Origin of the sequence: Caballeronia ptereochthonis (assembly GCF_001545075.1) — a bacterium.
In the GTDB taxonomy this organism is placed as follows: domain Bacteria; phylum Pseudomonadota; class Gammaproteobacteria; order Burkholderiales; family Burkholderiaceae; genus Caballeronia; species Caballeronia ptereochthonis.
Map to the genome: position 1 here is coordinate 98,993 of NZ_FCOB02000026.1, position 24,285 is coordinate 123,277.

The window sequence follows — 24,285 nt, forward strand, 5'->3', positions numbered from 1 at the left end:
GACGTTATTTCTTTACGACGACTTTCGTGGTGAACGGACCGGGCTGCGCCACCGGCACGTCCTTCACCGGCACACCCGGATAATCGACGACCCGATTCGTGTTCGACGCCGGCCGGATGCGGAACGACGGCCGCACGCCGTCGCGCGCGCCGCCGACGATCGAGTTCATTGCCTGCCTGTCCAGCTCGACGCTGTCGGCGAGATCCCTGATTTTGATGACGGCCATGACTGCTTCCTCCAGAGGTTTGGAGTCGACGCCTGCGATGAAGCGCGGACCGCCTTGCGCTTCAGTATAGGCAATCCGCTCGCCGACTCTTCGTCCGAACATCGACCCGCGCGAACACGCCGAAGGCGGCGGAATGGCGAAACCATCCGCCGCAACGGCGTGCGAGCGCTCGCATAGTCGATGCGAAAGGCATGCCAGACCGGTGTCGTCGTGGAAGAAATTGCGCAACGCCCTGATTTCCCGATGTTTTAGCGGACGCAGAAGACGAAGCGGGGCGCTCCCGTTGTCTGGTCTGCCGTAATCGCACCAACACTCCGCACGAATGTGTCGGTATCCGAACGACATGTGCGCGATGCCGCGCATGATCGAAAACGCCATTTGCGTCCGGCGCATGCGAAGGCTAGTATCGAACGAGCACCGCGTATTTGTTACGACAAGTGGATTGTCGATCGATTTGGAGCCGCGTCGCGTCGCACAGATGACAAGTTTTGCGCAAGCGATTCGTACATATCGGGGCGACGGCGGGTCGCGCGACGAGTTCTTTGCACGGGTGGACGGCGCCTTGGCGACCGAGCAGACTCCGGCGCAGCGGCTCATGGAGATCCTCGACGAGGAACACGCGGCGAAACCCCTGCCGCCCGATATCTACGCGGCCATTCGCCGCCGCATCGAGCATGCGGCGCGCATTCAATCCGGCTCCGATTCCGGCACCGGTCCCGTCGGCCGCGACGAGACGCGCCTGCAGACCACGCCGGGCTTTCCGCCACCGCCTTCGCGCGATCCGAGCAGCGGCACCGGCGGCACCTTCGGCCAGGCGACGCAGGTTATCGTCGATCACGATCAGCGGGTGAAAGGCGTCGGCGACACGCTCAACAGCCGCTTCGTGCTCGAGGAGTGTCTCGGCATCGGCGGCATGGGCACCGTCTACAAGGCGCTCGATCTGCGCAAGCTCGAAGCGTCGGATCGTCGCCCGTATGTCGCGATCAAGGTCCTCAATCTCCAGTTCCGCGGCAATCCGAAGTCGCTGATCGCGCTGCAGCGCGAGGCGCGCAAGGCGCAGCAGCTCGCGCATCGCAATATCGTCACCGTGTACGACTTCGACCGCGAAGGCCAGATCGTCTATCTGACGATGGAATATCTGTCCGGCCAGCCGCTGTCGCGATTGCTTCGGAACCCGAATTTCAAGGGCATGCCGTTCTCCGAGGTCTTCCCGATCTTCAAGGGAATGGCCAGCGCGCTCGCGTATGCGCACGAGCGCGGCTTCGTGCACTGCGATTTCAAGCCCGCCAACGTGTTTCTCACGGACACGTCGGAAGTGAAGGTGATCGATTTCGGCATCTCCCGCGTGATTCAGCAGCCCGACGAAGAAAGCGAGGCGACCGTATTCGATCCCGGCAGTCTCGGTGCGCTGACGCCCGCGTACGCGAGCCCGGAGATGCTGGAGCACCGCGAGCCCGATCCGCGCGACGATATCTACGCGCTCGGCTGCATCACGTATGAGCTGCTCACCGGAAAACATCCGTTCGACCGCGTGCCCGCGATGCAGGCGAAGAGCGCGGGGATGAAGCCGCAGCGTCCGGAGCATCTCGGCAACAAGCAGTGGAAGGCGCTGAAGGCCGCGCTCGCGTTCGAGCGCGAGGCGAGAACGCCGAGCGTCGCGCAGTTCCTCGAGGAGATCAGCGAGGAGCCGGCTTCGACACCGGCGGGCCGCAAGACGAAGCAGGGCGGCGTGCCGAAGCTCGCCATCGGCGCGGCGGCGGTCGTGGCGGCGCTGATCGCGGGCGCGGGCTATTACTTCTTCGAGCAATCGGGAGGCGGCGGGGAAACCGCGCGCGAGGCGCCGCCCGCGCCGTCACGCGCGCCCGAGGCGAGCGCCGCCGGCACGGTGGCGCCGCCCGCGCCGCAGGTGGCCGCGACGCCGCCCGCATCGTCGGTGGCGATCGCGCCTGCCGTGCCCGCGACGCCCGCGCCCGAGCTCTCGATGGCGGCCGTCACGCCCGTGCTGGCGAGCGTGCCGTGCTCGGCGCTGGTCGCGTCGGTGCACGATCAGACCGTCGACGTGCAGGGCTTCGTCTCGCAGAAGTACGGACTCGCGCGGTTGAAGGAAGCGCTGGGCCGCGTGCCTGGCGTGAAGACGACGAACTTCGGCGTGCAGCAGGTCGCCGACGACAAGTGCGATCTGCTCAAGGTACTCGGTCCGTACTGGTCGGCCAACCGGCAATCGGGACGGCCGGCTTCGGTGCATACGCGCTCGCGCACGACGCGCCTCACGGAAGGCGATCCGCTGATCGTCGATCTGATGACGCCCGCGTTCGATTCCTACGTCAACGTGGACTACTTCACGCTCGACGGCAGCGTCGTTCATCTGCTGCCCAATCAGCGTTCGCGCGACAACCAGGCGCCACCGAGCTACACGGCGACCATCGGCACGATGGGCGACTGGGTCGTCGGCAAGCCGTTCGGCTCGGAGATGATTGTGCTGATGGTCACGCCCGCGCCGCTCTTCGACGCGGCGCGCCCCGACAGCGAAGCCAAGGCCGAGTATCTGCGCGCCGTCGAGAAGCGGCTCGCGGCGCTCGCGAGCAAGTTCGGGCGCGATCGCGTGGCCGTCGATATCTTCCAGATCACGACTCAGGCGAAACAGTAGCGGCGGTTCAGGGCTTGGTCGCCGAGGCGAGCACGCAAGGCATCGGCACGAGCAGCTCGCCGTGCTGCGAATAAGCCTTCACGCGCGTTCTTACTTCCTGCTCGATCAGCGCGAGCGCGCTTTTCGATTGGGCGCGCAGGAGCGCCGCCATGCGCACGCCGCCGTGCATCAGGCCGTCGAGCGGCGTTTCCGGCAGCGCGAGATGCCAGGTCTGCTCGACTTCCTCCACGCGCGCATCGGCGAAACCCGTTTCCGTGAGCGCGCGCAGGCATTCGTCGGGATCGCTGAAGCGAAAGAAGGGCGGCGAGGGCGGCAGACCGACATCGAGCTTGCCGTGAAGCTGGACGGCGTCGAGCACCATGCCGAAGCCGACCGCCCGCTCGGGCGGCGCCCAGACCGTGAACGCGATGCGCCCGTGCTTGCGCAGCACGCGCGCGGCTTCCTCCAGCGCGCGTTCGGGGTCAGGAAAATGCAGCATGCCGAAGCTGATCCCGACCGCGTCGAAACTCTCCGCTTCGAAAGGCAGATGGTCCGCGTCTGCAATCTGAAATTCGACGTCGGGATGAAGCTGGCGCGCATGGGCGATCATCGTCGCGGAAAAATCGACGGCCGACGCGGTCGCGCCACGCTCGATGGCGGCCGCGGCAAGATAGCCGGGCCCGGCGGCGACATCGAGCATGCGCGTGCCGGGTCCGACTTGCAGCGCATCGAGCAGCGCCGAATGCGACTGGACAGTGAGCCTTCCGAAATAATCCTCGTACGACTGGACGGCGTGCTCCCAGCCGTTCTTCTCGAACGCCGCGAATTCGTCGAATTGCATGGCCACCTCCGCTTGCCGCGCGAGCGCGCGGCTGGTCGAAACCGGAGGCCGGGCCTCGTCGATGACGGGCGAGGCTAGGTCTGAGGCTTCTCGATCGAAGCTTTCAGTTCCTTCAGGGCGTCCTCCATGCGCTTGCTGACGAGTGCATAGGCTTCGGCCTGAGTTTGCTGGGTCGTGCGCGCGATGTCCTGCATGTCGGCGAGAGCGTTGTGCAGCGCGCGTTGCACGACTTCGTTGGCGTTGAACGGCGGCGGTGCCGACGCGTTCGCGAACTGCCTGGCGATGGTTTCCAGCTCGCTCAAGGTCCGTCGCAGGATTTCGAGCTGCTTGTCGCGCAGCGCTTCCATGCCGCCGAACGCGACGCGATTGGTCGCCGCCAGCGCCTCGACGTCCTTGCGCCGCGACTCCATGATGGCGGTGACGTCGAATCCGGGAAGCTGATACTGCTGAAACATGGCGGCAAACTGGCTGAACGGATCGCTGAAATTTTGATTCATCGTGCCTCCCAGATTCGTTCGGTCGAGCGCGGGTCCGCGATCCGTGACGAAGGGACGGCACGGACGGCCCGGGCAGCATGCGCCGTGCACGCGCAATCATGCCAACGCGCTGCCGGCACCTGATACTACCAATATAAACCGCGAAGATGGGGCAAGGGAAAACACCAGCGCGGACGGTCTCGTTGCGCCGTCACGCGGCAGCTTTATTCCGGGCTTGATGCACGTCAATGCGTGCCGCAAGGCCGCAACGACCATGAAATCATGGCGGTAATGCATTGCCATGACCGCGCGAGCGGCCAGGGCCGCCTGACGCTCGGGAGGGCATCATGATCAAGGGTGAGGGGCGCATCGTCGCGGCGTTGGGCGCCGTGTTCGTCACGCTGGGCGGCATCGATGCGGCGCTGCGCGGATTGCTCTTCGACGAGAGCGCCGTCATGTACTACGGCGTGCTCGCCATTCTCGTCGGGGCTGCGTCGTTCGTCGTGATGCTTACGCCGTTTCCGAGCGACGAGCCCTGACGATCCCGGTTGCTTCGGCGACGCGTCTCAGTTGTCCTCCTCTCCAGCAAAGACGCCGTGCTCGGCCTTGATCTGCTCCCGGTCGATGCACTGCACATGCCAGCGCCCGGTGCTCTGAAGCTTCGGGCCGTCCGCATACCACAGCACGCGTCCGGCGAGTCCTTCGCATGGGCCGCCGGGCGTATCGAAATCGAGGCGCTCCAGCACGCAGATCGGCTCCTCGATCCGCTGTCCGCAGATCATCGTTCCGTTCGATCCCGCGCGCAGTCCGCCCCAGTCAGGTACGTCAACCGCCTGGTGGCCCTCGCGCGACCAGCGGCGTGTTTCCTTGTCGAGCCACAGAATGGCGTAGGCTGCGGATTGGGCGCCTTCGAAACCATCCAGCTTGACGGTGATACGCATGTCATCCTCCATGAAACGATTCGATGGACGTGACGCTCGGCGCTTTCGCGCTGGCCATGAGCGTCGCCGAATGAATGGCGGCGTCTTCGAAGAGACTTCTTTCGGCGTTCGCCGCGCGTATTGTCTGGGTGCTACGGCGCGGCCGGTGACGGCCGCTATGCTGGGTTCGAACGGCGCGCGGAGAATAAGTTTAATCGCGCCGCATGCAACAAGTTTCATCATCGCGCCGCTTTGGAAAGGAAGCCGCTATCGCGCGATTCGCCGCGCCGCAGCAACGATGATGGTCGGGTGAACAAAGCAAGTCCGATGCCGAAGCGCGCTTGCTGCTCGCGTGTTCGCCTCGTGGCTCGCTGATTCAAGTTTAGTACGACAATCTGACGCTTCGGCGACACGCGTCAAGGGCATTTCGCCGCATGAACCGATGCCCGGGTGATGATCGCCGAGGAGCAATGCAGTGCGTCATCATCACGCGGCACGAATGCGAGAACGCGTCGTCGTCGTGCATGGGTGCACCACGTCGGCCTGCGCACGCCCCACGACATCGCCACGCGCGCAATGCACGGCATGCTGTTGGCATGCCGTGCATTGCATTGCAACATTGAATGTAAAACGCCGAATGCAATAAACCAGGGAGACACGCCCATGCGTGCAATGGTCTTCGATGGCAGCGCGCCGCATCTTCAGGCGCTCGACTTACCCGACCCGTCGCCGCGCGCGGGCGAGGTGCTCATCGCCGTGCACGCATGCGGCGTGTGCCGAACGGATCTGCATGTCGTCGACGGCGAGCTCGCGCATCCGAAGCGGCCGGTGATTCCGGGACATGAAATCGTCGGGACGATCGCGGAAATCGGCGCGGGCGTGACGGGCTTCGCGCCCGGCGACCGCGTAGGCGTACCGTGGCTAGGCCATACATGCGGACATTGCCGCTACTGCGCGACGGGCCGCGAGAATCTCTGCGACACGCCCGGCTTCACCGGCTATACGATCGACGGCGGCTATGCGGAGCGCGTCGTCGCGGATGCGCGTTACTGTCTGCATCTGCCGCAACGCTATTCCGACGTGGAGGCGGCGCCGCTGCTTTGCGCGGGGCTCATCGGCTACCGCACGCTCGCGATGGCGGGCGATGCGAAGCGCATCGGCATCTACGGCTTCGGCGCGGCGGCGCACATCGTGGCGCAAGTCGCGCGGCATCAGGGACGCGCGATATATGCGTTCACCCGCCCGGGCGATGCCGACGCGCAGCGCCTCGCGCTCGCGCTGAAGGCGCAGTGGGCGGGCGGCAGCGACGAGGCGCCGCCCGACGAACTCGATGCGGCGCTCATCTTCGCGCCGGCCGGCGCGCTCGTGCCCGCCGCGCTCAAGGCAGTCGCGAAGGGCGGCGCCGTGGTCTGCGGCGGCATTCACATGAGCGACATCCCGTCGTTTCCCTACGATCTGCTCTGGGGCGAACGGCGCATCGTGTCGGTCGCGAACCTGACGCGCGAAGACGGGCGCGCGTTCATGCGCATCGCCGGGCAGTTCCATCTGGACATGCATACGACGTGCTATCCGCTCGCGGAGGCGAACCGCGCGCTCGCCGATCTGCGCGCGGGCAGGCTGACCGGCGCGGCGGTGCTCACCATGCGCGCCTGAGCGGATGCATCTTCCCAGCGATCGGATCGTTCGTCAGCTGTGCTCGAGTATCGCGCGATCGACGATGCGCACCTGACGTCCATTGAGCCCGATCGCGCCTTGTCGCTGCAGCTTCGACAGCATGCGGCTCACGGTCTCCAGTTCGAGCCCGAGATAGCTGCCGATGTCGGCGCGCGTCATCGGCAGCAGCAATTCGGCCGCGTGTTCGCCGGGTGACGCCGCGCTCGCGTCGAGCCGTTCGGAGAAGTCGAGCAGGAAGGCGGCCACGCGCTCGCGCGCGGGCATGGTGCCGAGCATCAGCGCAAGACGTGAAGCGCGCACGATCTCGGCGCTCATGATCGCGAGCAGTTCGTGCTGCATGGCCGCATATTCGCGGCACAGCGGCTCCAGTATCCCGACCGGCATGATGCGCACGACGCCCGGTTCGAGCGCGACGGCATCGCTTTCATGCCGGCCCGTGCACACGCCGTCGAGGCCGAGGGTCTCGTTCGGCAGATGAAAGCCCGTGACCTGCGTGTGCGGGGCGCTGTCGTCATCGGCGCTGGGGTAAGTGGCGACGGTCTTGAAGCAGCCGCTTTGCACCGTGTAGAGACTGCGCAGCGGCTCGCCCGCGCAGTAGAGCGCATCGCCGCGCTCGACCGTACGCGTGGGGAACGGGATGGCGTCGGCGTCCGTGAAGCGGACGTGCAGCGTGGGCATGGCGCCGCGCGCGCCGTCGTGCGCCGCGCGCCGGTTCACTGCAGCCGGGTCGAGCGAGGGTTCCATGGCGGTTTCCTCCTACGTCTTCAGTATGGTGCACGGATGGCGGAAAGGAAAACCTGCCGGACGCGTTTGCCGCGCAGGTTCAGAACTCGATATCCAGTTCGTCGATCTCCTCGGCCTCCTGTTGCGCGTCGGCGATCCATTGCCGCATTTCCGGCATCGCAAGAATGCGCTCGCCATACGCGACGATATCCGCATCGAGCTTCACGTCATAGGTCACGAAGCGCGTGACGACCGGCGCGAACATCGCATCGGCGCACGAGCGTTCGCCGAAGAGATAAGGACCGCCGTACTGTGCAAGGCATTCGTGCCAGATCGTCACGATGCGCTCGATGTCGGTCTGCGCGCGCGCCCAAACCTTGAAGCCGGGAAAGTGCGCCTTGAGGTTCATCGGCAAGGCGGAGCGCAGCGCGGCGAAGCCCGAGTGCATCTCCCCGCAGATCGCCCGGCAATGGGCGCGCTCGGCGCGCCCGCGCGGCAGCAGTCCGGCGTCGGGGCAGACTTCGTTCAGGTATTCGCCGATCGCGAGCGTGTCCCATACCTTGATGCCGTCGTGAACGAGACAAGGCACCAGGATCGAGGGCGACAACAGAAGCAGCTCGGCGCGCGCGCCGGGATCGTCGGCGGGCATGACGATCTCGTCGAACGGCAATCCGCTGAACTTCGCGAGCAGCCAGCCGCGCAGCGACCAGGACGAATAGTTCTTGCTGCTGATGGTGAGCGTGGCATTCGCCATGGAATTCTCCTCGCATGTCGGGCTCGAGAGCGGTGGAGCGCGGTCTGGTGCACTCCAGTGCGTATACGCACCAAAGCGCGGCAAATCGCGCTCGCGAATGGCATCAGTGCAAAGGGTATGCCAATCGACGGGGCGCGTGACGACAACCGCGAAGCCGGCCGGATGATCGATTGGCATACCTATTGCCTTCTTCTATGCTTTCTGTAGTGGCATGCGAAGTCCCGCGTGCAAGAGAGATGAATCCATTTGCCTACGCGGGCTATCAGGCCTGGTCCGATTCGATGCTGCCGATGCGCCATGCCGCCGCGCTCGTGGAGGGCGCGCTGCGGCTGTGGCAAGACGTAGCCATGACCCCGCAAGGCCGCGGTCTCGCGGCGCACTGCGAACAGATGGCGCTCGCGGGGCTCACGCATGGGCGGCCGCCCTTCGGCATCGAGGAAGTGGACGTCGAAGGCAGGCCGACGCGCATCGTGGAGGAGGTCGCGGCGCAGACGCCGTTCTGCGATCTGCTGCATTTCCGCAAGGACGACCGTTCCGTCGCGCAGCCGCGCGTGCTCGTGATCGCGCCGATGTCCGGCCACTTCGCCACGCTCCTGCGCGGCACGGTGCGCACGATGCTCGCCGACCACGATGTCTTCATCACCGACTGGCGCAATCCGCGCGACGTCTCGCTGATGCACGGACGTTTCGGCTTTGACGAGTGCGTGCAGCACATCATCGATTTCATCGGGGCGATCGGGCCGGGCGCGCATCTGCTCGCGGTCTGCCAGCCGACTGTCGCCGCGCTGTCGGCCGTCGCGCTGATGGCCGCGGACGGCCATCCCGCCGAGCCGGCGAGCATGACGCTCATGGCCGGGCCGATCGACACGCGCGTGAACCCCACGCGCGTCAACGAACTGGCGAAGAGCAAGCCGCTCGAATGGTTCGAGCGCAATCTGATCAGTATGGTGCCGTTCGGCTTCGCGGGTGCATGCCGGCGCGTCTATCCGGGCTTCGTGCAATTGGGCGCGTTCATGTCGATGAATTTCGCGCGCCACGTCGAATCGTTCGCGGACATGCACTATCAGCGCGCGAAGGGCGATCCCGCTCAGGCGGACGCGATTCGCGTTTTCTACGAGGAATATTTCGCGACGATGGACCTGACCGCGGAGTTCTATCTGGAAACCGTCGATACGGTGTTCCAGCGTCATGCACTGCCGCGCGGGCAGCTCGAAGTGCGCGGACGCAAGGTCGATCCGTCGGCGATCCGGCGCACGGCGCTCTTCACCGTCGAGGGCGAGCGCGACGATATCTGCGCGGTCGGCCAGACGCTCGCGGCGCAGGACTTGTGCGACCGGCTGCGGCCTTATCTGAAGGCGCATCACGTGCAGACGGGCGTCGGGCACTACGGCGTCTTCAACGGCAAGCGCTGGGAGCGCCAGATCTATCCGCGCATCCGTGCGCTGATTCACGACAACGAGCCGAGCCCGGCCGGCGTCAACGCGCGCGCGCAACCGGTGGCGCCCCTGCAGGCGATCGCGCCGCTCGCGCGCGAATCGACCGCCGCGTCGAAGCAGGGCGAGGGCAAACGCACGATCGCCGGACCGGATCCGAGCGAGTCGAATCCGGACGACGCGCACGCGGCCGACGTGTGACGCCTGCCACAGCCCCGGCGGGCAATCGTTTGCCTGCTGCTCGCTTACCCGCAATCGCGCGGGATGCGCCGCATGGCGAACATAAGACGCTTACATCGTCGGTTAGTCTCCGTTGCAAAAAGAAACGGGGACAGCCATGGGCGCGACGACAACAACAGGCAGCGGCGCATTGCCCGCGCTCACGAGCATACGTTTCATCGCCGCGATGACCGTCGTGCTCTCGCATTTCGCGGAGCTGGGCCTTCTGCCGATGCGCCGCGCGTTCTTCGATTTCGTCGACGGCGGCCGTCCCGCCGTCTCGCTCTTCTTCGTGCTCTCGGGCTTCATCCTGACCTACACCTATCGCGAGCCGCTTGCGACGGGCGGGCCGCGCGCGTTCTATGTGGCGCGCTTTGCGCGCATCTATCCGGTGGTGCTGTTCGGGCTCGCGCTCGTCGCGCCGGTGACCGCCTGGCTGCTCCATACCGGCGATGCCGCACGTCTCCTCGAATGGTTTGCGCTAAAGAACGCCGTGCAACTCTCGCTCATGTTGAGCCTGCCGTGTCAGCTGCTGCTGCTCAACGCGTGGTTTCCATTCGCTTCGATCAATCAGCCGTGGAACGGGCCATCCGACAGCGTATCGTGTGAAGCGTTCTTCTACGCGCTCTTCCCGTGGCTGTTGCGCAGGCTGGACGGGCAGGGCGCGCGGCGGGTCGTGCTCGCTTGCGCGGCGGTATGGATTGCGCAGGGCGTGGGCATCGTGCTGATTCAATCGACCTTGCCTGCGTCGCGCAGCGGCTTTCTCGTCGTGGGACTGCCGCTGCTGCGCATGGCGGAGTTCGTGCTCGGCATCGGCGCGGCGCTCGTCTTCATGTCGATGCGCGCGCGGCGCGCCGGTCGGCACGCGCTCGGCCTGACCTTCGTTTGCGTGGCGCTCGCGGCGATCGTCGTGCTGGCGGCGTGGCGTCCGTTCGCGCCCGTGTTCTTCGTCGAGGCGCCTTTCTTCGCGTTGCTGATCCTCGGGCTCGCGCTGCTGGAGCGGCCGGTGACCGGATGGTTGAACAGCCGCGCACTCGTGAAGCTGGGCGAGGCCAGCTATTCGCTGTATCTGATTCACGTGCCGCTCGCCTATATCGCGCTGCTCGCGGGCTTCGATCGCACGAATGGCTGGATGGTGCTGGCGTTCGCGGTATGGGCGAGCGTCGCGGTGTTCCGGTTCTACGAGGAGCCGATGCGCCGCGCGATCCGCGCGCGTCTCAACGGCGCGAGCGTGCCGTCGTTCACGCCGCTGCAGCAGGCGCGCGACTGAAAAGGCTAGCGCGTTGATGCGCCCGCGAGCGGCAAGACGATGCACGATTCGGCGCCGCCGCCATCGCGTGCGCGCAGCTCGAGCGTGCCGCCATGCAGCTTCGCGATGCGTTCCACGATCGCGAGCCCGAGACCCGTTCCCTTCGGTTGCCCTCCGCCGCCGCCGCGCTTGAACGGCTGCTTGAGCGCTTCGGGATCCTGTCCGCCGAGCCCCTTGCCGCGATCCGCGATCACGACGTGCGCGCGCTTCGTCCGCTCGTCGGTCCATGTGCGCACTTCAAGCCCGACGACGCCGTAAAGCACCGCGTTCTGCATCAGGTTCATGAGCATGCGCATCATGCTGATCGGGCGGAACGCGAAGGGCTCGATGTGACCGAGATCGAGCGAGAATTCGTGTCCCAGCCCGGCGAAATCCGCCGCGAGATTCGCGATCAGCGCGTTGAGATCGCCGACGACGGGCGTCTCCTTCGCGCCGCTGCCCGCGTAGTCCATGAACTGCTGAAGAATCGTGTCGATGGTGTCGAGATAGCCTTCCGCCGATGCCGCGAACGCGGCGTCCGTCGACGGCACGGACGACATCGCCATCGCGAGGCGCAGCTTGGTCATCGGCGTGCGGATGTCGTGCGAGATGCCCGCGAGCATCAGCGCGCGCGTCGCTTCCGCTTCCTTCAGCGCGGCCGTCATGCGGTTGAAGGCGCCGCTGACCTGGGCGATTTCGGTCGGGCCGTCGGTCGGCAGGACGCCGGGTTCGCCGCCCGCGGAAACGAGGCGCGCGGCATCGGCGAGATGCGCGAGCGGACGGTTCAGGTGGCGCTGGATCACATAGGCGGTCGCGATCGCGAGCGCGCCGAGTCCGAGCGAGAGCAGCAGCGCGGTGGTGAGGCCGTCGTCGTGAGCGGCTTCGGGCACCGGCAACGCGATCCAGCGCGGCTCGTTCGATAAATGCGCGCGGATCCACAAGCGCTGCTGGCCGTCGGCGCTCGTATCGGCGCTTTGCCAGCGCACGAGCATCCCCGCGGGCAGATGACGCCGCAGGCTCTCGATGAAGGTCCGGCGCTGGTACGTCTGATAGAAACGCAGCCGCGATTCCGGCGCGGATGGGGCCGCGCCGGCGGGCAATTCGGCGCGCACGTCGAGATGCGCCGCGGCGGTGTTCGCGGAGTCGGGAGGCGCGGCGCGCAGGAGCGTGTCGAGCGTGACGATGTAGCTCGCGAAGGTGGCGGCCGCCCGCTCGATGCGCGGCGTCTGGATGAAATGCAGCAGCACGGCTATCGCGCAGACCTGGCTCACCGCGACGAGCGCCACGAGCAGCAGGATGTTGCGCGCGAAGAGCGAGCGCGGCGCGAGGCTCACGACGTTCACGCCTCGACTTCGGCGAGCAGCATGTAGCCGACGCCCCAGACCGTCTTGATGAAACGCGGCTTGCCGGGGTCTTCCTCGACGATCTGCCGCAGCCGCAAGACCTGCACGTCGATGCTGCGATCGAGCGCGTCATGGTCGCGGCCGCGCGTGCGCGCGATGAGGTTGTCGCGGCTCACCGCGCGATTCGGCGACGAACCGAGCGCATTGAGCAGTTGCATCTGCGCGGAGTGGATCTCGAACGGCTCGCCGTTGCGAAAGAGCTTCTGCTTGCCGAGGTCGAGGCGGAAATCGCCGAAGCGGATGACTTGCTGCGTGTGGGTCGGATCGCCGGCGGCGAGCTTCTGGCGGCGCAGCAGGGCGCGCACGCGCGCGACGAGCTCCTGCGGCAGGAAGGGCTTGGCGAGGTAATCGTCCGCGCCGGTTTCGAGACCGACGACCTTGTCGACCGGATCGCCCTTTGCGGTGAGCATGAGGATCGGCAAGGTGTGGCCTTCCGCGCGCAGGCGTTTGCAGACGGAGAGGCCGTCCTCGGGCTCCATCATCCAGTCGAGCACGAGCAGGTCGTAGGGCTCGCGTTGAAGGTAGCGGTCGAGCCGCTTGCCGTTCTCGACGACCCGGACCTCGAAACCCTGTGAAGTCAGAAAACGCTGCAGCATGTTGCGCAACTCGGCTTCGTCGTCGAGCACGATGATCTTCGGCAGGGTTTCCATGGATGCTCCGATCAGCGTTGCGCGGCGTGCTCGCGCATGAAGGCTTCGATCTGCGGCAGGGTGACGTAGCCGTTCTTCTGCGTGTCGATCTCGTCGAAGTGCTTGGCCACCATCGGCATGCCGGTGGAGGCCTGCTCGCGGGTGAGCTTGCCGTCGTGCGTCGTGTTGGCGCTCGAGAAGCGGGTCTGCAACTGGCCGAGCGCGCGTTCGACGCGCGGGCTCGCGCCCATCGGCTGCGTGGCGGTCTGCGCGAAGGCGGCGCCCGAGGTGATCCAAGCAACGCATGCGGCGAGGATGGCAACGGTCTTTCGCATGAGTCTCTCCTTGATTCCGATGCAAACGAACGTGAGCGGTGATGCCATTCTATTGAGCCGCGCCCCGAACGCAATCTCAGGGATGCTACGAATCATGTCGTCGTATTTCATCGATGACGCCGGGTGTTTTCGCCGACATCCGGCGACACAAGTTATGCCTCACGCTTTCCGCGGCGCTTCGCTATCGTTCTCATCGCCGGCACACGCCATCCGTTCACGTTGCCGATTTCACCGCCTTACGATGCATGAGGACATCACCATGAACTTTCGTTTGCTCAGCGTTTCCGCCGTTGCCGCCATCAGCCTGACTTGCGCGAAGACCGCAGTGGCTGGAACGAGCGTGCAGGTTTCCTACGTCGCGCCCGCCGTCGTCTATGCGCCGCCGCCGCGTCCCGTGTACTACTACGCGCCGCCGCCCAGGCCGCCGTATTACTACGTGCCCGCGCGAACCGTGGTCGTGGCGCCGGTGGTTGCGCCCGTGACGGTCACCGCTCCGCCGCCGCCGAGGCCGCCGGTCGTCGTGGTGTCGGCGCCGGTGCCCGCGTATGCGGTCGCGCCCGCCGTCAGAGTCATGTATGCGCAACCGGTGCTCGCCGCGCCCGTCGTCGTGATGCACTGAATCCTGCCGCTGCGGCGCGCGCCGATACCGGTGCCAAGAGCATAGTGCTTCTCGACAGCGTTGAATGCGTAATGCAATACGCAAAATTCAATGGGCCTTGGGGCGGGTTGCCGGCTCCTATACTGAATGAACCGCATCGGCGGAGTGCGCCGGTGCGGCGGCGACCCCGGCGCCGCGCGCCGGGTCATGGCGTTCCACAAGGAGGATCGAGCCATGCTATTCATCGTCAACTGGACGGCGCAGCCCGACGTCGAAAGACAGGCGGCCGAGCGATTCCTGCAAACCCGCGGCGCGCCCCCCGACGGCATCCATCTGTTGGGGCGATGGCATGCCATCGGCTCGATCTGGGGCATCGCCGTATGCGAATGCGACGAGATCGATCCGCTCGCGCGCTGGGCGCATGAATGGGCCGACTTGTTCATGTTCGATATCAAGCCCGCGATCACCGACGAGCAAGTCGGCAGGATGCTCGCCGAATACGCGCCGAACCAGTAGATGAGACGCCTGCACGATTCGTCATACGAACGACGGGCGGCCGGACGGATCAGCCGGCGGAAAGTTAGGGTTTGTGGGGCTTGCAGCCGAACGGACTATGCCTCAATATCACTAAACGTACTAGTTAGTTAAAATTTCAGAGCGCCGTCCCGTCCCGCATGTTTCTGCCGAGGCCGGCGCCGCAAAGGAGCGAAGCGTGACTCAATCGAAGACGAATGAACCCTGCGTGATCTCGGTCGCCATCACCGGATCGGTGCCGCGCAAGAAGGACAACCCCGCCGTGCCGATCACGATCTCCGAGCAGATCGAGAGCACGCACGAGGCGTACGAGGCGGGCGCGACGCTCGTGCATCTGCACGTGCGCGACGAGGAAGAACGTTCGAGTTCGGACCGCCATCGCTTCGCCGAATTGCAGGAGGGCATTCGCAAGCACTGTCCGGACATCATCATCCAGTTCTCGACGGGCGGCCGCGGCCGTTCATTCGAGCAGCGCGGCGCGATGCTCGATCTGAAGCCCGATATGGCGTCGCTCGCGACGGGCTCGGTCAATTTCCCGACGATCGTCTACGAGAATCCGCCCGATTTCGTGCGCTCGCTCGCGCAGATGATGCTCGATCACGGCGTGAAGCCCGAGATCGAGATCTTCGACCTGGCGATGCTCTACAGCACGGTCGATCTCGTGAACCAGGGCCTCTTGAAGACGCCCGTGCATGTCCAGTTCGTGCTCGGCGTGAAGAATGCGCTACCCGCGCGGCGCGAGATCCTCGAGTTCGAAGTCGAGCAGTTGAAGAAGAATCTGCCTGACGCGACGTGGACGGCCGCAGGCATCGGCCGTCACCAACTCGAAGTGAATCACTGGACGCTCGAACTGGGCGGGCACTGCCGCACGGGGCTCGAAGACAACGTGCGCTGGGACAAGGACACGCTCGCGAAGAGCAACGCGCAACTGGTGAGCCGCGTGGCGGCGTTGTGCGCGGAGTACGGTCGTCCCGTGGCGACCGCGAAGGAGGCGCGCAAGCTGCTTTCGCTGTAAAGGCTGGTGGTCTGTTCGAATGGCGCGTCGCCGGGCAACCGCGGCGCGCCTTTTTTCGTTTGCGCGTTTCCGATGCAGTTGCATGCGGCATTTTTGCATTCATAAGACCACCAATGCCGCACTTGTCTTGTCGGCAAAAATCTGCCTTACAATCATTCTCCTCCCTGACAAGCACGTCCCCGCGCGAACATGAACGAGCGTAAGGCATCCGGCCTCGCCGACCGGATCTACAGCGACATCCTCAACAGCATCATGGAGGGCGAGTTCAAGGAGGGCGACCGGCTCCTGACGGAGCACGCGCTCGCCGAACGCTTCGCCACCTCGCGGCCGACCGTGCGCGAGGCGCTCGCGCGCCTGCGCGCCGACGGCATCATCGTGACGCGGCGCGGCTCGGGCACGATCGTCGGACGCCGTCCCGATCCGGACGTGCGCCGCCGCTTCGCTCCGCTCGAAACGCTGTCTGACATCCGCCGCTGCTACGAATTTCGCGTGGTCATGGAATCGGGCGCGGCGGAACTCGCGGCCGTCAAGGCGGAGGAAGAAGACGTCCGCGCGATTCAGGACGCCTGGGATCGGCTGGAGCGCATTGTCGAGGCGCAGCAGGGCATCGGCGCGCAGGACGATTTCGCCTTCCATCTCGCCGTGGCGCGGGCGTCCAGGAACCAGTTTTTCATCACGATGCTGTCGTCCATCGAAGAGCAGATCGTGTTCAGCATGAATTTGTCGCGCAATTTGTCGCTCGTGAAGACGCTCGAGCGGCAGCGGCTCGTGCAGCGGGAGCATCTCGCAGTGCTCGAGGCGATAAGGAGCAGAGACTCCGTGCGCGCCGGGCGGGCGATGAAGGCGCATCTCGAGAACGCGCTCGAACGCATGTTCGGCGATTGAGCGCACGTTCCGGCGATAGTTGTCACACAACCCTGCTTCCCGTGCGCCAGGATTTTCCGCTGGCGACAGAGTTGTTTGACAACATTGCGGCTGACTACTGCTGGCAAACATCCCGGCGAAGCGGCGAGGCTTGACGGACATCGATACGTCATCGTGGCTAGGCCTCGTCTCGCGCGAGCCATTTGCCGATGAGTTGCTTGACATGTCGATGGAGCGCGTGGCCTCCAAAACGTGCCCGTCTCCCCGATAGGCCGGCTTAGGCGCGCATCTCCGCTCGGACCGGCTGGCGTATGGCGGTGGTAGCGCTCCCAACCTCCGCAAAACAGGGTCACGCAAACGAAGCGCAGCATGCTGCCGCCGGAAAGTCTGCGCGACGCCGCTTCCCGCCATCACTGACATGTCCCGATCCTTCCGCACCGAATTCCCCCAATTGGCGACGCGCCGGCTACTCGCTCATCACCCCGCCATGCAGGGAAAACCGCAGGAAAACGGCTGGAAACTCCAGTTAAAAGCAGGTAAAAAAGGGAGGTAACGCGCGCTCGGGGTATATCCCGAGAACGACTTGCAACGCGCTATCGGCAGAGGAAAACGCGCATTTCGGACGTTTCGGTAACACACCGACCGGAAGCGATTTGCTTGACATCCTATAACCCCGTTAGCTATTTTTCAGCTTCCAGAAGCAACGAGGACCACGCGGAACGAGACACGCGAATATCCGAAGGCGCATGCCGGCGCCGTGAACACCGGCGAAAGAGAACGAAGCACAAAGAACGAAGCACAAACAGGCCGGCGCTCGAAACAATCGACAACATCGACGATGCGACCGGACCTCTTCCCGACCTGTGGTTGCGAGAGAAGTGAGGAGACAAAATGGCTTTCAAGGCAGGACTGTCAGTGAAACTGGCGGCGGTTTGCGTCGCCGTTGGCGCGGCATTCGGCATGACCGCGGCGCGCGCGGCCGATCCCGTATCGATCAACATCGTCGACGTCGCAGGCAATCTGCAACTGACGCAAAAGGGCTTCGAGGCCTTCAAGGCCAAATACCCGGATCTCGTTTCCAGCATCACCTTCACGAACGCGCCCGCGCCGCAGTTGCCGGGCAAGATCAAGGCGATGCAGGCGGCGGGCCGCTCGGACATCGACCTCGTCGTCACGGGCACCGACGCGCTCGCGGCCGGCCTCCAGCAAGGCCTGTGGGAAAAGCTTCTGCCCGATAACGCGAAGGCGTTCCCCGGCGTGCTCGACAAATACGCGCCCGGCCCGCGCAAGATGCAGGACATCGCGCAGGGCTACGGTCTCGAAGTCACCTACATGCCGGCCGGCCCGCTGCTCGAATACAACCCGGCCAAGGTCACGGACGTGCCCAGGACGCCGGATCAACTGCTTGCGTGGTGCAAGGCGCATCCGAACAAGCTGATCTACGCGCGCCCGGCCAACTCCGGCCCCGGCCGCACCTTCCTGATGGGCCTGCCGTACGTGCTCGGCGACAAGGACCCGATGGATCCGATCAACGGCTGGGACAAGACCTGGGCGTTCCTGAAGCAGCTCAACGACTGCATTCCTTACTACCCGGGCGGCACGTCCGCCGTCATGAAGGAACTGGGCGAAGGCACGCGCGACATGACCGTGACCGTCACGGGCTGGGATATCAACCCGCGCGCGCTCGGCATCGTGCCCGCCGAGTTCAAGGTGCAGGCCTTCGACAACATGACCTGGGTCAACGACGCCCACTACATGGTGATCCCGAAGGGCGTGCCGAAGGAAAAGCTCGACGTGCTCTACAAGCTGATGAACTTCATGCTCGAGCCGGCGCAGCAGGCGCTCACCTATGACGACGGCTACTTCTATCCGGGTCCCGCGGTCAAGGACGTGCCGCTTTCCATGGCGCCGGCGAAAAGCCAGGAAGTGATCCAGAAGTTCGGCCGGCCCGAGTACGCGAAGCTGCTCGCCGACCGTCCGCACGTCGTGCCGCTCAACGCGCAGGCGATGGTGGCGGCGTTCCAGAAGTGGGACCGCGAAATCGGCGCGGCGAAGACGAAGTAAGCAGACAGTACGCGCGTCGTACGTGGCGGCGGCGCTCCTCACTCGGGGCGCCGCCGCTTCGCACAAAGCGCCGGCACATCGGGAAATCGTCATGAAGCACACATTTGAGCAGTTGCGCCTCGACTCGGTCTCGCGCAGCTTCACCAACGCGGAAGGGCAGCAGCTTGCCGCGCTGAAGGGACTCGACCTGAACATCCAGCGAGGCGAGTTCATCGCGCTGCTCGGGCCATCGGGCTGCGGCAAATCCACGGCGCTGAACTGCATCGCCGGATTGCAGCCGCTGACGGCCGGCGGCATCTGGCTCGACGACAAGCGCATCGACGTGCTGCCGCCCGAGAAGCGCGGTTTCGGCATGGTCTTTCAGAACTACGCGCTTTTCCCGCACATGTCGGTGCTCGACAACGTCGGCTTCGGCCTGAAGATGCGCGGCGTGCCGAAAGCGCAGGCGACGAAGCGCGCGAAGGAAGCGCTGCAGCTCGTGCAACTGACCGGCCACGACGCCAAGCTGCCCGGCCAGCTCTCGGGCGGCCAGCAGCAGCGCGTGGCGATCGCGCGCGCCATCGTCATCGAGCCGCCGCTCGTGCTGATGGACGAGCCGCTCTCGAACCTCGACACCAAGCTGCGCATCGAGATGCGCGCCGAGATCCGCCGCATCCACGGCAAGCTGGAGCGCGCGACCATCTACGTGACGCACGATCAGGACGAGGCGCTCTCGATGGCCGATCGCATCGTCGTGATGAAGGAGGGCGTCGTGCAGCAGGTGGCGTCGCCGAAGGAGGTCTATTCGCGGCCGAAGAATCTGCACGTCGCGCGCTTCATGGGCTTTCGCAATGTCGTGCAGGCCACGCTCGAAGGCACGCAGGGCGAGTGCGTCGCGGTGAATGCAAGCGGCGTGCGTCTGCTCGGCACGCCGATGGAAGGCTTCGACAGCAAGCGCGTTGCGGTCGCCCTGCGCCCAGAGGACATGGAGCGCGCCGCGCCCGGCGCCGAGAATGCGTTCGATGCGCAAGTCGAAGTCGTCGAATACGGCGGCCGCGATTCGCTCATCATCGTGAACAGCGCATTCGGCAAGCTGTGGGCGCGCATCGCGGGCGAATGCAGCGAAGGCGAGCGCATTTCGCTGCGCGTCGCGCCTTCGAAGACGCTCGTATACGGAGAGGAAAAATGATCGCGCTTCCCGCGCAGCGCGATCCGAAGGGCTGGCTGGTCGCGCCGGCGCTCATCTTCATCCTCGCGCTGTTCATCTATCCGTTCGCGTACGGGCTGATGCTTTCCTTCAACCCGATGAACGGCGGCGGCATCTGGGCGAACTACATCACGTTCTTTACGGATACGTCGATGTGGCCGACCATCATCGTCACGCTGAAGCTCGCCGTGCCGGCGACGATCATCAACGTGGGCGTGTCGGTGCCGGTCGCGTTCGCGCTGCGGCGCACGTCGCCGTTCCAGAAGTTCGTGACGACGCTGCTCGTCGTGCCCGTGACGCTCGGCACCGTGCTGATCGCCGACGGCATGCTGACCTACTTCAGCCCGAACGGCTGGTTTCCGCAGGCATTGCAGGCGCTGCATCTCTATGGCGATGAAGTGCGCCTTACGCACAACTACTGGGGCGTGCTGATCTCGCTGATCGTGTCGGGCTTCCCGTTCGCATTCCTGCTGACGCTGTCGTACGTCACCGGCATCGATCCGACGCTCGCGCGCGCCGCCGCGACGCTCGGCGCGAGCCCGTGGCAGCAGTTCCGCCAGATCTATCTGCCGCTCCTGCTGCCGGGCCTCACGATGACCGCGTGCCTTTCTTTCGTCCAGGCGTTCTCGGTGTTTCCGTCGGCGGTGCTGCTCGGCGCGCCGGCCGGTCCCACGCGCGTGATCTCGATCGCCGCAGCGGAAGCCGCCTTCGAAAGCTACGACTATGCGCTCGCTTCGACCATCGCCATCCTGATGGGCTTCGTGCAGCTGCTCGTCGTGGGCGGCATGCTGGGCGCGCGCCGCTTCTTCTACACCGGTCCGGTGACGGGAGGCAAGGGATAATGACGACCGATAACCGCGCGGCTTCGGGCTGGCAAGCCGGAGCGCCGACTCAACGCACCGGCAGGAACATGAAACAGCAAGCAAGCCTGCGCGACAGGCTATGGAAGTGCTTCGTCTGGGTCACGATGGGCTTCTTCCTCGTGAACGTGCTGCTGCTCATCGCGACCGTCGCCGTGAACTCGGTGGCGACGCGCTGGTTCGGCACGCTTCTGCCGCAGGGTTTCACGCTGCACTGGTACGCGCAGGCCTGGAGCGACTTCCAGCTCTCGAGCGTGTTGCTCGTGACGCTCGAAGTGGTGGGCGCGGTGGTGCTGCTCTCCATCGCGCTCGGCGTGCCGGCGGCGTATGCGCTCGCGCGCGTGCAGTTTCCCGGCAAACGTTTCGCGATGCTCGTGTTCCTGCTGCCGCTGATGGTGCCGCCCGTGACCTACGGCATTCCGATGGCGACCGTCATGTACAAGTTCCATCTCGCGGGCACGCTCACGGGGGTGATTCTCGCGAACCTGGTCCCCGCGCTGCCGTTCGTCATTCTCGTGATGACGCCGTTCATCGAGCAGATCGATCCGAACCTGGAATCGGCCGCGCGCATCTTCGGCGCGAACACGGCGCGCTATTTCCGCTACGTGCTCCTGCCGCTGCTCGTGCCGGGCATGCTCGCGGCGGGTCTGCTGGTGCTGGTGCGCACCATCGGCATGTTCGAGCTGACGTTCTTCACCGCCGGGCCGACGACGCAGACGCTCGTCGTCGCGCTGTACTACGCGGTCTTCTCGACGGGTGTGCGCGCGCCGCAATCGATCGACGCCATGGCGATGATCTACATGGCGATCACGATGGTCTGGGTGCTGATCGCGCTGCAGTTCGTGAGCCCGACGCAGCTCGTGTCGCGCGTGAAGGAACAGCGGTAGCGATGTTCTCCGGCGTGGCCGCGCGGTGCGGCTGCGCGCAGGTTTTTTCCATGCCGAAGCCGTGTCGTGACGAAAATCCGTGAAGTCGTAGAGTTGCAGGCCGAGCCGCGCATCCGCATTTCGAGCGGACCGCATGTCATCGAGATTGCGTCGCAGGCGGGCGGGCGCATCACGCGCTTCGCCACGCAGGACGAGCGCGGCCTGCAGGAATGGCTCGCGCCGGTGACCGCCGCGAGCTGGCCGTGCGACGCATGGCCGAAGGGCGGAAGTTATCCGCTCGTGCCGTTCTCCAACCGCGTGCGCGATTCGCGCTTTCCGGCGCCGGATGGGACGATCGTCGAACTGGCGGCGTTTCCCGGCATGGCGCACGCGCTGCACGGCATCGGCCAGTTCGCCGCGTGGAGCGTCGAGCTGCAGGAGGCGGATTGCGTGGTGCTGCGTTACGCGCATCGCGAGGGTGAGCACGGCTGGCCGTGGGCGTTCGAAGCCGTGCAGTTGATCGAAGCGAACGCCGACGGCGCGCGCCTGTCGATGCGCATCGCGAACCGCTCATCGCGGCCGATGCCCGTCGGACTCGGTTTTCATCCGTACTTCAACGCGCTGGAAGCCGAACTGGAAGCAACGACGCTCTGGCGTCACGAGGCGGAAGTCGCCATCGAGCCGGCCACGGAGCGCCCGGCGCGCCGCCATGTGCGCGAAGCGGAGGGCTATACGCGCTATCTGAGCGGCTGGGACGGACGCGCGACGCTGCGCTACGCCGCCGGCCGCACGCTCGACCTGAGCGCCGACGGCGCGTTGAGCCACGTCGTCGTGCATTGTCCGGCCGGCGCGGGCTATCTATGCGTCGAGCCGGTTTCGCATGTCAGCGACGGCTTCAATCTCGCGTCGCGCGGCGTGCCGGGGACGGGCATCGCCGTCACTGAGCCAGGTAGTGAAATACGGGCGTCGCTCGTGATGGCAGCCGGCGCGAACCCGGCCCCGCGCGACGACGGCGGCGTCTGACGCGGGCTTCGACGGAGGTCCGCAGGCGCGCGGCAGATATGCGCGATGCACTCGCCGGCAACAGACCTCCGGCGACGAGGCAAGCATCCTTGTTCATGCGGCACCTCCTTGGGGCGGTCAGCGCGTGAGCGGCGCTGAAAAGAACGCTTCGACGAGATCGACGATGCGCCAGGTCGCGCACGGCCGGCGGCAATGCGCATCGAAGCCCGCTTCCTTGAGCGTCTGCACCGGATCGGCCGGCCAGACGTTGCTCATCGCGACGAGCAGCCGACCGGTCACGTCGGCGTCCATGCGCAGCGTGCGCAGGAAGACGTAGCCGGAATCGCTGTCGAGGCTCGTATCGAGAAGAAGCGCGTGCGGCTGCCAGCTGTTCACCAGCGTGCGCACGGATTTGAGTTCCTGCGAATGGATGACCTGCAAGCCTTTGAGCCGGAGTTGCACGGCGAGCGAATCGCCGATCGACTTGTCCTTGTGGGCGATCAGCACGCGGCGCGAAGCATCGCTCGTGCGGGCCCGCTTGATACGCCACAACGCAAATTCGCTTTCGTTGTCGGCCAGACGGCTTGACATCTCATCCTCCAGGTCGTAGTGGGTTACGCGGTTGATTCGACTGCGACCAGTTTCGGGCGGATGCGCTTGTTTCTGAACCCGGCACGGGAAGGGAAAGCGGGGGATAGTGGCGGACTGCCGAATGTATCCCTGCGAAAGAGGGGTAGAAGTCGCGCCGGGCGCGCGTAATATCGGAACCGTTCTCGGAGCGTCGCAATGGAAAATGGCTATTTCAAAACAGTGTTGCTAGTAGAGGACGAGGGGCTCACCAGGAGCGCCATGAAAAGCCTCATCCTGGCGAACGAGCCCCTGCTCGAAATCGACGAAGCCGATGGGTTCGAGCAGGCGAAAGCGAAGCTTTCCGCCAATACCTACGATTTGATGTTTCTCGACTACCACTTGCGCGGCCAGGCCACCGGCATGGACCTGCTCAACTGGATCCGGGAGGAAGAGCGCGAGATTCAGACGATCATGCTCTCGGCGCAGGACGACCGCGACACCGTGCTCGAGTGCATCAAGAACGGCGCGTGCGGGTTCATCTCCAAGGGCAGCGAGCAGGGCGCGGGCGTGTTTCGCGAGGCGCTGAAAACGATTCTCAACGGGCGCGTCTATCTGCCGAACACCGTGCTCGGCAAGGGCGGCCATAGTCCGAAGCCGGTTTCGCCGCACGCGGGCGTGACGGTCGAATCGCTCGACCTGCCGCCGCGTCTGACCGAGACGCTGCGCTATCTGCTGCAAGGGCTGTCGAACAAGGCGATCGCGCGCAAGATGAACATCAGCGAAAACACCGCCAAGGAATATTCGAGCGATCTGCTCGCGCGCTTCCACGTCACGCGGCGAACGTTCCTGATCGTCGAAATGGCGCGGCGCGGCATCGAAATGCCGATGAGCAATACGTCGTCGGCGTCCTGACTCCCGGTTTCATCTGTCAAATCGACGCGGGCAGCCCTCTCGAGGGCGCCCGCGTCGTCGCATTGGCGCTGCGTGCCATTTCCGATCGTTCCGAGGAATGAGCGGCGAGATGGTAAGGTAGAGCCCAGGCTATTTTCGAGATGGGTTCAGCGCAGGTGATTCGCAGGCTAACGTTCATAAAAATGCAAGGTGCCGTCGCGGCGGTCGCCGCGACGGCGGCGCTGGTTCTGGGCGCATGCGCGCCCCTTCCGCAGCAGAACGGCACGG

26 protein-coding genes are annotated in these 24,285 nt (G+C 65.3%); 16 read left to right on the top strand and 10 right to left on the bottom strand.

Going from position 1 to position 24,285, the window contains the following annotated elements; translation table 11 throughout:
- Positions 1-4: 4 nt before the first annotated feature.
- Complete coding sequence (locus AWB83_RS37345; RefSeq protein WP_244197885.1) at positions 5-823, bottom strand: hypothetical protein; 819 nt, start codon at positions 821-823, stop codon at positions 5-7.
- Here AWB83_RS37345 and AWB83_RS25385 point away from each other — a divergent pair.
- A complete protein-coding gene (locus AWB83_RS25385; protein WP_087048402.1) occupies positions 705-2,873 on the top strand; it encodes a serine/threonine-protein kinase in 2,169 nt (722 codons plus the stop codon). The genes AWB83_RS37345 and AWB83_RS25385 overlap by 119 nt on opposite strands.
- A gap of 7 nt (positions 2,874-2,880) precedes the next feature.
- On the opposite strand, the gene AWB83_RS25390 is transcribed toward AWB83_RS25385, so the two are convergent.
- Positions 2,881-3,693 (bottom strand): class I SAM-dependent methyltransferase, encoded by an 813-nt coding sequence (locus AWB83_RS25390; RefSeq protein WP_087048375.1) that lies wholly within the window; start codon positions 3,691-3,693, stop codon positions 2,881-2,883.
- 74 nt (positions 3,694-3,767) lie between these two features.
- Complete coding sequence (phaP, locus tag AWB83_RS25395) at positions 3,768-4,190, bottom strand: phasin family protein (protein ID WP_087048403.1); 423 nt, start codon at positions 4,188-4,190, stop codon at positions 3,768-3,770.
- Positions 4,191-4,516: 326 nt separating this feature from the next.
- Between phaP and AWB83_RS25400 the strand changes: the two genes are divergently transcribed.
- A complete protein-coding gene (locus AWB83_RS25400; RefSeq protein ID WP_087048376.1) occupies positions 4,517-4,708 on the top strand; it encodes a DUF2964 family protein in 192 nt (63 codons plus the stop codon).
- Positions 4,709-4,735: 27 nt separating this feature from the next.
- On the opposite strand, the gene AWB83_RS25405 is transcribed toward AWB83_RS25400, so the two are convergent.
- Positions 4,736-5,110, bottom strand: a complete 375-nt coding sequence (locus AWB83_RS25405) for a DUF3564 family protein (protein WP_244197879.1) — start codon at positions 5,108-5,110, stop codon at positions 4,736-4,738.
- 70 nt (positions 5,111-5,180) lie between these two features.
- Here AWB83_RS25405 and AWB83_RS36225 point away from each other — a divergent pair, with 70 nt between their 5' ends.
- Positions 5,181-5,402 carry a hypothetical protein gene (locus tag AWB83_RS36225; RefSeq protein WP_143750106.1) on the top strand — a complete coding sequence of 74 codons (222 nt, stop codon included), beginning with the start codon at positions 5,181-5,183 and terminating at the stop codon, positions 5,400-5,402.
- A 350-nt stretch (positions 5,403-5,752) separates the two neighbouring features.
- Complete coding sequence (locus AWB83_RS25410; RefSeq protein ID WP_087048378.1) at positions 5,753-6,742, top strand: zinc-dependent alcohol dehydrogenase family protein; 990 nt, start codon at positions 5,753-5,755, stop codon at positions 6,740-6,742.
- Between the two features lie 33 nt (positions 6,743-6,775).
- Here AWB83_RS25410 and AWB83_RS25415 read toward each other — a convergent pair whose 3' ends face one another.
- The gene (locus AWB83_RS25415) at positions 6,776-7,507 is read right to left on the bottom strand and encodes a helix-turn-helix domain-containing protein (RefSeq protein ID WP_087048379.1); all 732 of its coding nucleotides are present in this window, start codon (positions 7,505-7,507) and stop codon (positions 6,776-6,778) included.
- A 79-nt stretch (positions 7,508-7,586) separates the two neighbouring features.
- Positions 7,587-8,240 carry a glutathione S-transferase family protein gene (locus AWB83_RS25420; RefSeq protein ID WP_087048380.1) on the bottom strand — a complete coding sequence of 218 codons (654 nt, stop codon included), beginning with the start codon at positions 8,238-8,240 and terminating at the stop codon, positions 7,587-7,589.
- A gap of 236 nt (positions 8,241-8,476) precedes the next feature.
- On the opposite strand from AWB83_RS25420, the gene AWB83_RS25425 reads away from it, so the two are divergent.
- Together AWB83_RS25425 and AWB83_RS25430 are read left to right on the top strand one after the other, a co-directional pair.
- Positions 8,477-9,874: a polyhydroxyalkanoate depolymerase gene (locus AWB83_RS25425; RefSeq protein ID WP_087048381.1), complete on the top strand. Its 1,398-nt coding sequence runs from the start codon at positions 8,477-8,479 to the stop codon at positions 9,872-9,874.
- A gap of 136 nt (positions 9,875-10,010) precedes the next feature.
- Positions 10,011-11,162, top strand: a complete 1,152-nt coding sequence (locus AWB83_RS25430) for an acyltransferase family protein (RefSeq protein WP_087048382.1) — start codon at positions 10,011-10,013, stop codon at positions 11,160-11,162.
- 5 nt (positions 11,163-11,167) lie between these two features.
- On the opposite strand, the gene AWB83_RS25435 is transcribed toward AWB83_RS25430, so the two are convergent.
- From AWB83_RS25435 to AWB83_RS25445, 3 genes are read right to left on the bottom strand one after another with little or no spacing between them, the layout of a single operon-like run.
- On the bottom strand, positions 11,168-12,514 hold the full coding sequence (locus tag AWB83_RS25435) for an ATP-binding protein (protein WP_087048404.1): 1,347 nt from the start codon (positions 12,512-12,514) through the stop codon (positions 11,168-11,170).
- Between the two features lie 5 nt (positions 12,515-12,519).
- Positions 12,520-13,233 (bottom strand): response regulator, encoded by a 714-nt coding sequence (locus tag AWB83_RS25440; RefSeq protein ID WP_087048383.1) that lies wholly within the window; start codon positions 13,231-13,233, stop codon positions 12,520-12,522.
- 11 nt (positions 13,234-13,244) lie between these two features.
- Positions 13,245-13,547 (bottom strand): EF-hand domain-containing protein, encoded by a 303-nt coding sequence (locus AWB83_RS25445; RefSeq protein ID WP_087048405.1) that lies wholly within the window; start codon positions 13,545-13,547, stop codon positions 13,245-13,247.
- A 259-nt stretch (positions 13,548-13,806) separates the two neighbouring features.
- Between AWB83_RS25445 and AWB83_RS25450 the strand changes: the two genes are divergently transcribed.
- The 9 genes from AWB83_RS25450 (at position 13,807) to AWB83_RS25490 (ending at position 22,557) form a co-directional block, all read left to right on the top strand.
- Positions 13,807-14,166, top strand: coding sequence for a hypothetical protein (locus AWB83_RS25450; protein ID WP_244197880.1), 360 nt, complete (start codon positions 13,807-13,809; stop codon positions 14,164-14,166).
- A gap of 126 nt (positions 14,167-14,292) precedes the next feature.
- Entirely contained in the window at positions 14,293-14,661 is a 369-nt protein-coding gene (locus AWB83_RS25455; RefSeq protein WP_244197881.1) for a DUF3303 domain-containing protein, read from the top strand.
- A 196-nt stretch (positions 14,662-14,857) separates the two neighbouring features.
- Complete coding sequence (locus tag AWB83_RS25460) at positions 14,858-15,694, top strand: 3-oxoadipate:acetyl-CoA acetyltransferase (protein WP_087048385.1); 837 nt, start codon at positions 14,858-14,860, stop codon at positions 15,692-15,694.
- A gap of 189 nt (positions 15,695-15,883) precedes the next feature.
- Positions 15,884-16,579, top strand: a complete 696-nt coding sequence (locus AWB83_RS25465) for a FadR/GntR family transcriptional regulator (protein ID WP_087048386.1) — start codon at positions 15,884-15,886, stop codon at positions 16,577-16,579.
- Positions 16,580-17,518: 939 nt separating this feature from the next.
- A complete protein-coding gene (locus AWB83_RS25470) occupies positions 17,519-18,622 on the top strand; it encodes an extracellular solute-binding protein (protein WP_244197884.1) in 1,104 nt (367 codons plus the stop codon).
- 91 nt (positions 18,623-18,713) lie between these two features.
- A complete protein-coding gene (locus AWB83_RS25475) occupies positions 18,714-19,790 on the top strand; it encodes an ABC transporter ATP-binding protein (protein WP_087048388.1) in 1,077 nt (358 codons plus the stop codon).
- Positions 19,787-20,650, top strand: a complete 864-nt coding sequence (locus AWB83_RS25480) for an ABC transporter permease (RefSeq protein ID WP_087048389.1) — start codon at positions 19,787-19,789, stop codon at positions 20,648-20,650. Before AWB83_RS25475 ends, AWB83_RS25480 begins: the two co-directional genes overlap by 4 nt.
- Entirely contained in the window at positions 20,650-21,555 is a 906-nt protein-coding gene (locus AWB83_RS25485; protein WP_087048390.1) for an ABC transporter permease, read from the top strand. Before AWB83_RS25480 ends, AWB83_RS25485 begins: the two co-directional genes overlap by 1 nt.
- 66 nt (positions 21,556-21,621) lie before the next feature.
- On the top strand, positions 21,622-22,557 hold the full coding sequence (locus AWB83_RS25490; RefSeq protein WP_087048391.1) for an aldose epimerase family protein: 936 nt from the start codon (positions 21,622-21,624) through the stop codon (positions 22,555-22,557).
- A gap of 117 nt (positions 22,558-22,674) precedes the next feature.
- Here the strand turns inward: AWB83_RS25490 and AWB83_RS25495 are convergent, their stop codons facing one another.
- Positions 22,675-23,127, bottom strand: a complete 453-nt coding sequence (locus AWB83_RS25495) for a response regulator (RefSeq protein ID WP_087048392.1) — start codon at positions 23,125-23,127, stop codon at positions 22,675-22,677.
- 195 nt (positions 23,128-23,322) lie between these two features.
- Here AWB83_RS25495 and AWB83_RS25500 point away from each other — a divergent pair, with 195 nt between their 5' ends.
- Positions 23,323-24,018: a response regulator transcription factor gene (locus tag AWB83_RS25500; RefSeq protein WP_061115843.1), complete on the top strand. Its 696-nt coding sequence runs from the start codon at positions 23,323-23,325 to the stop codon at positions 24,016-24,018.
- Positions 24,019-24,285: the final 267 nt, after the last annotated feature.

What these genes read in the sequence shown, in the direction of transcription:
- AWB83_RS25385 (WP_087048402.1), top strand. Translation starts at nt 705, where the DNA reads ATGACAAGTTTTGCGCAAGCGATTCGTACATATCGGGGCGACGGCGGG.
- AWB83_RS37345 (WP_244197885.1), bottom strand. Translation starts at nt 823, where the DNA reads ATGAGCCGCTGCGCCGGAGTCTGCTCGGTCGCCAAGGCGCCGTCCACC.
- AWB83_RS25390 (WP_087048375.1), bottom strand. Translation starts at nt 3,693, where the DNA reads ATGCAATTCGACGAATTCGCGGCGTTCGAGAAGAACGGCTGGGAGCAC.
- phaP (WP_087048403.1), bottom strand. Translation starts at nt 4,190, where the DNA reads ATGAATCAAAATTTCAGCGATCCGTTCAGCCAGTTTGCCGCCATGTTT.
- AWB83_RS25400 (WP_087048376.1), top strand. Translation starts at nt 4,517, where the DNA reads ATGATCAAGGGTGAGGGGCGCATCGTCGCGGCGTTGGGCGCCGTGTTC.
- AWB83_RS25405 (WP_244197879.1), bottom strand. Translation starts at nt 5,110, where the DNA reads ATGCGTATCACCGTCAAGCTGGATGGTTTCGAAGGCGCCCAATCCGCA.
- AWB83_RS36225 (WP_143750106.1), top strand. Translation starts at nt 5,181, where the DNA reads ATGAATGGCGGCGTCTTCGAAGAGACTTCTTTCGGCGTTCGCCGCGCG.
- AWB83_RS25410 (WP_087048378.1), top strand. Translation starts at nt 5,753, where the DNA reads ATGCGTGCAATGGTCTTCGATGGCAGCGCGCCGCATCTTCAGGCGCTC.
- AWB83_RS25415 (WP_087048379.1), bottom strand. Translation starts at nt 7,507, where the DNA reads ATGGAACCCTCGCTCGACCCGGCTGCAGTGAACCGGCGCGCGGCGCAC.
- AWB83_RS25420 (WP_087048380.1), bottom strand. Translation starts at nt 8,240, where the DNA reads ATGGCGAATGCCACGCTCACCATCAGCAGCAAGAACTATTCGTCCTGG.
- AWB83_RS25425 (WP_087048381.1), top strand. Translation starts at nt 8,477, where the DNA reads ATGAATCCATTTGCCTACGCGGGCTATCAGGCCTGGTCCGATTCGATG.
- AWB83_RS25430 (WP_087048382.1), top strand. Translation starts at nt 10,011, where the DNA reads ATGGGCGCGACGACAACAACAGGCAGCGGCGCATTGCCCGCGCTCACG.
- AWB83_RS25440 (WP_087048383.1), bottom strand. Translation starts at nt 13,233, where the DNA reads ATGGAAACCCTGCCGAAGATCATCGTGCTCGACGACGAAGCCGAGTTG.
- AWB83_RS25445 (WP_087048405.1), bottom strand. Translation starts at nt 13,547, where the DNA reads ATGCGAAAGACCGTTGCCATCCTCGCCGCATGCGTTGCTTGGATCACC.
- AWB83_RS25450 (WP_244197880.1), top strand. Translation starts at nt 13,807, where the DNA reads ATGAACTTTCGTTTGCTCAGCGTTTCCGCCGTTGCCGCCATCAGCCTG.
- AWB83_RS25455 (WP_244197881.1), top strand. Translation starts at nt 14,293, where the DNA reads ATGAACCGCATCGGCGGAGTGCGCCGGTGCGGCGGCGACCCCGGCGCC.
- AWB83_RS25465 (WP_087048386.1), top strand. Translation starts at nt 15,884, where the DNA reads ATGAACGAGCGTAAGGCATCCGGCCTCGCCGACCGGATCTACAGCGAC.
- AWB83_RS25470 (WP_244197884.1), top strand. Translation starts at nt 17,519, where the DNA reads ATGACCGCGGCGCGCGCGGCCGATCCCGTATCGATCAACATCGTCGAC.
- AWB83_RS25475 (WP_087048388.1), top strand. Translation starts at nt 18,714, where the DNA reads ATGAAGCACACATTTGAGCAGTTGCGCCTCGACTCGGTCTCGCGCAGC.
- AWB83_RS25480 (WP_087048389.1), top strand. Translation starts at nt 19,787, where the DNA reads ATGATCGCGCTTCCCGCGCAGCGCGATCCGAAGGGCTGGCTGGTCGCG.
- AWB83_RS25485 (WP_087048390.1), top strand. Translation starts at nt 20,650, where the DNA reads ATGACGACCGATAACCGCGCGGCTTCGGGCTGGCAAGCCGGAGCGCCG.
- AWB83_RS25495 (WP_087048392.1), bottom strand. Translation starts at nt 23,127, where the DNA reads ATGTCAAGCCGTCTGGCCGACAACGAAAGCGAATTTGCGTTGTGGCGT.
- AWB83_RS25500 (WP_061115843.1), top strand. Translation starts at nt 23,323, where the DNA reads ATGGAAAATGGCTATTTCAAAACAGTGTTGCTAGTAGAGGACGAGGGG.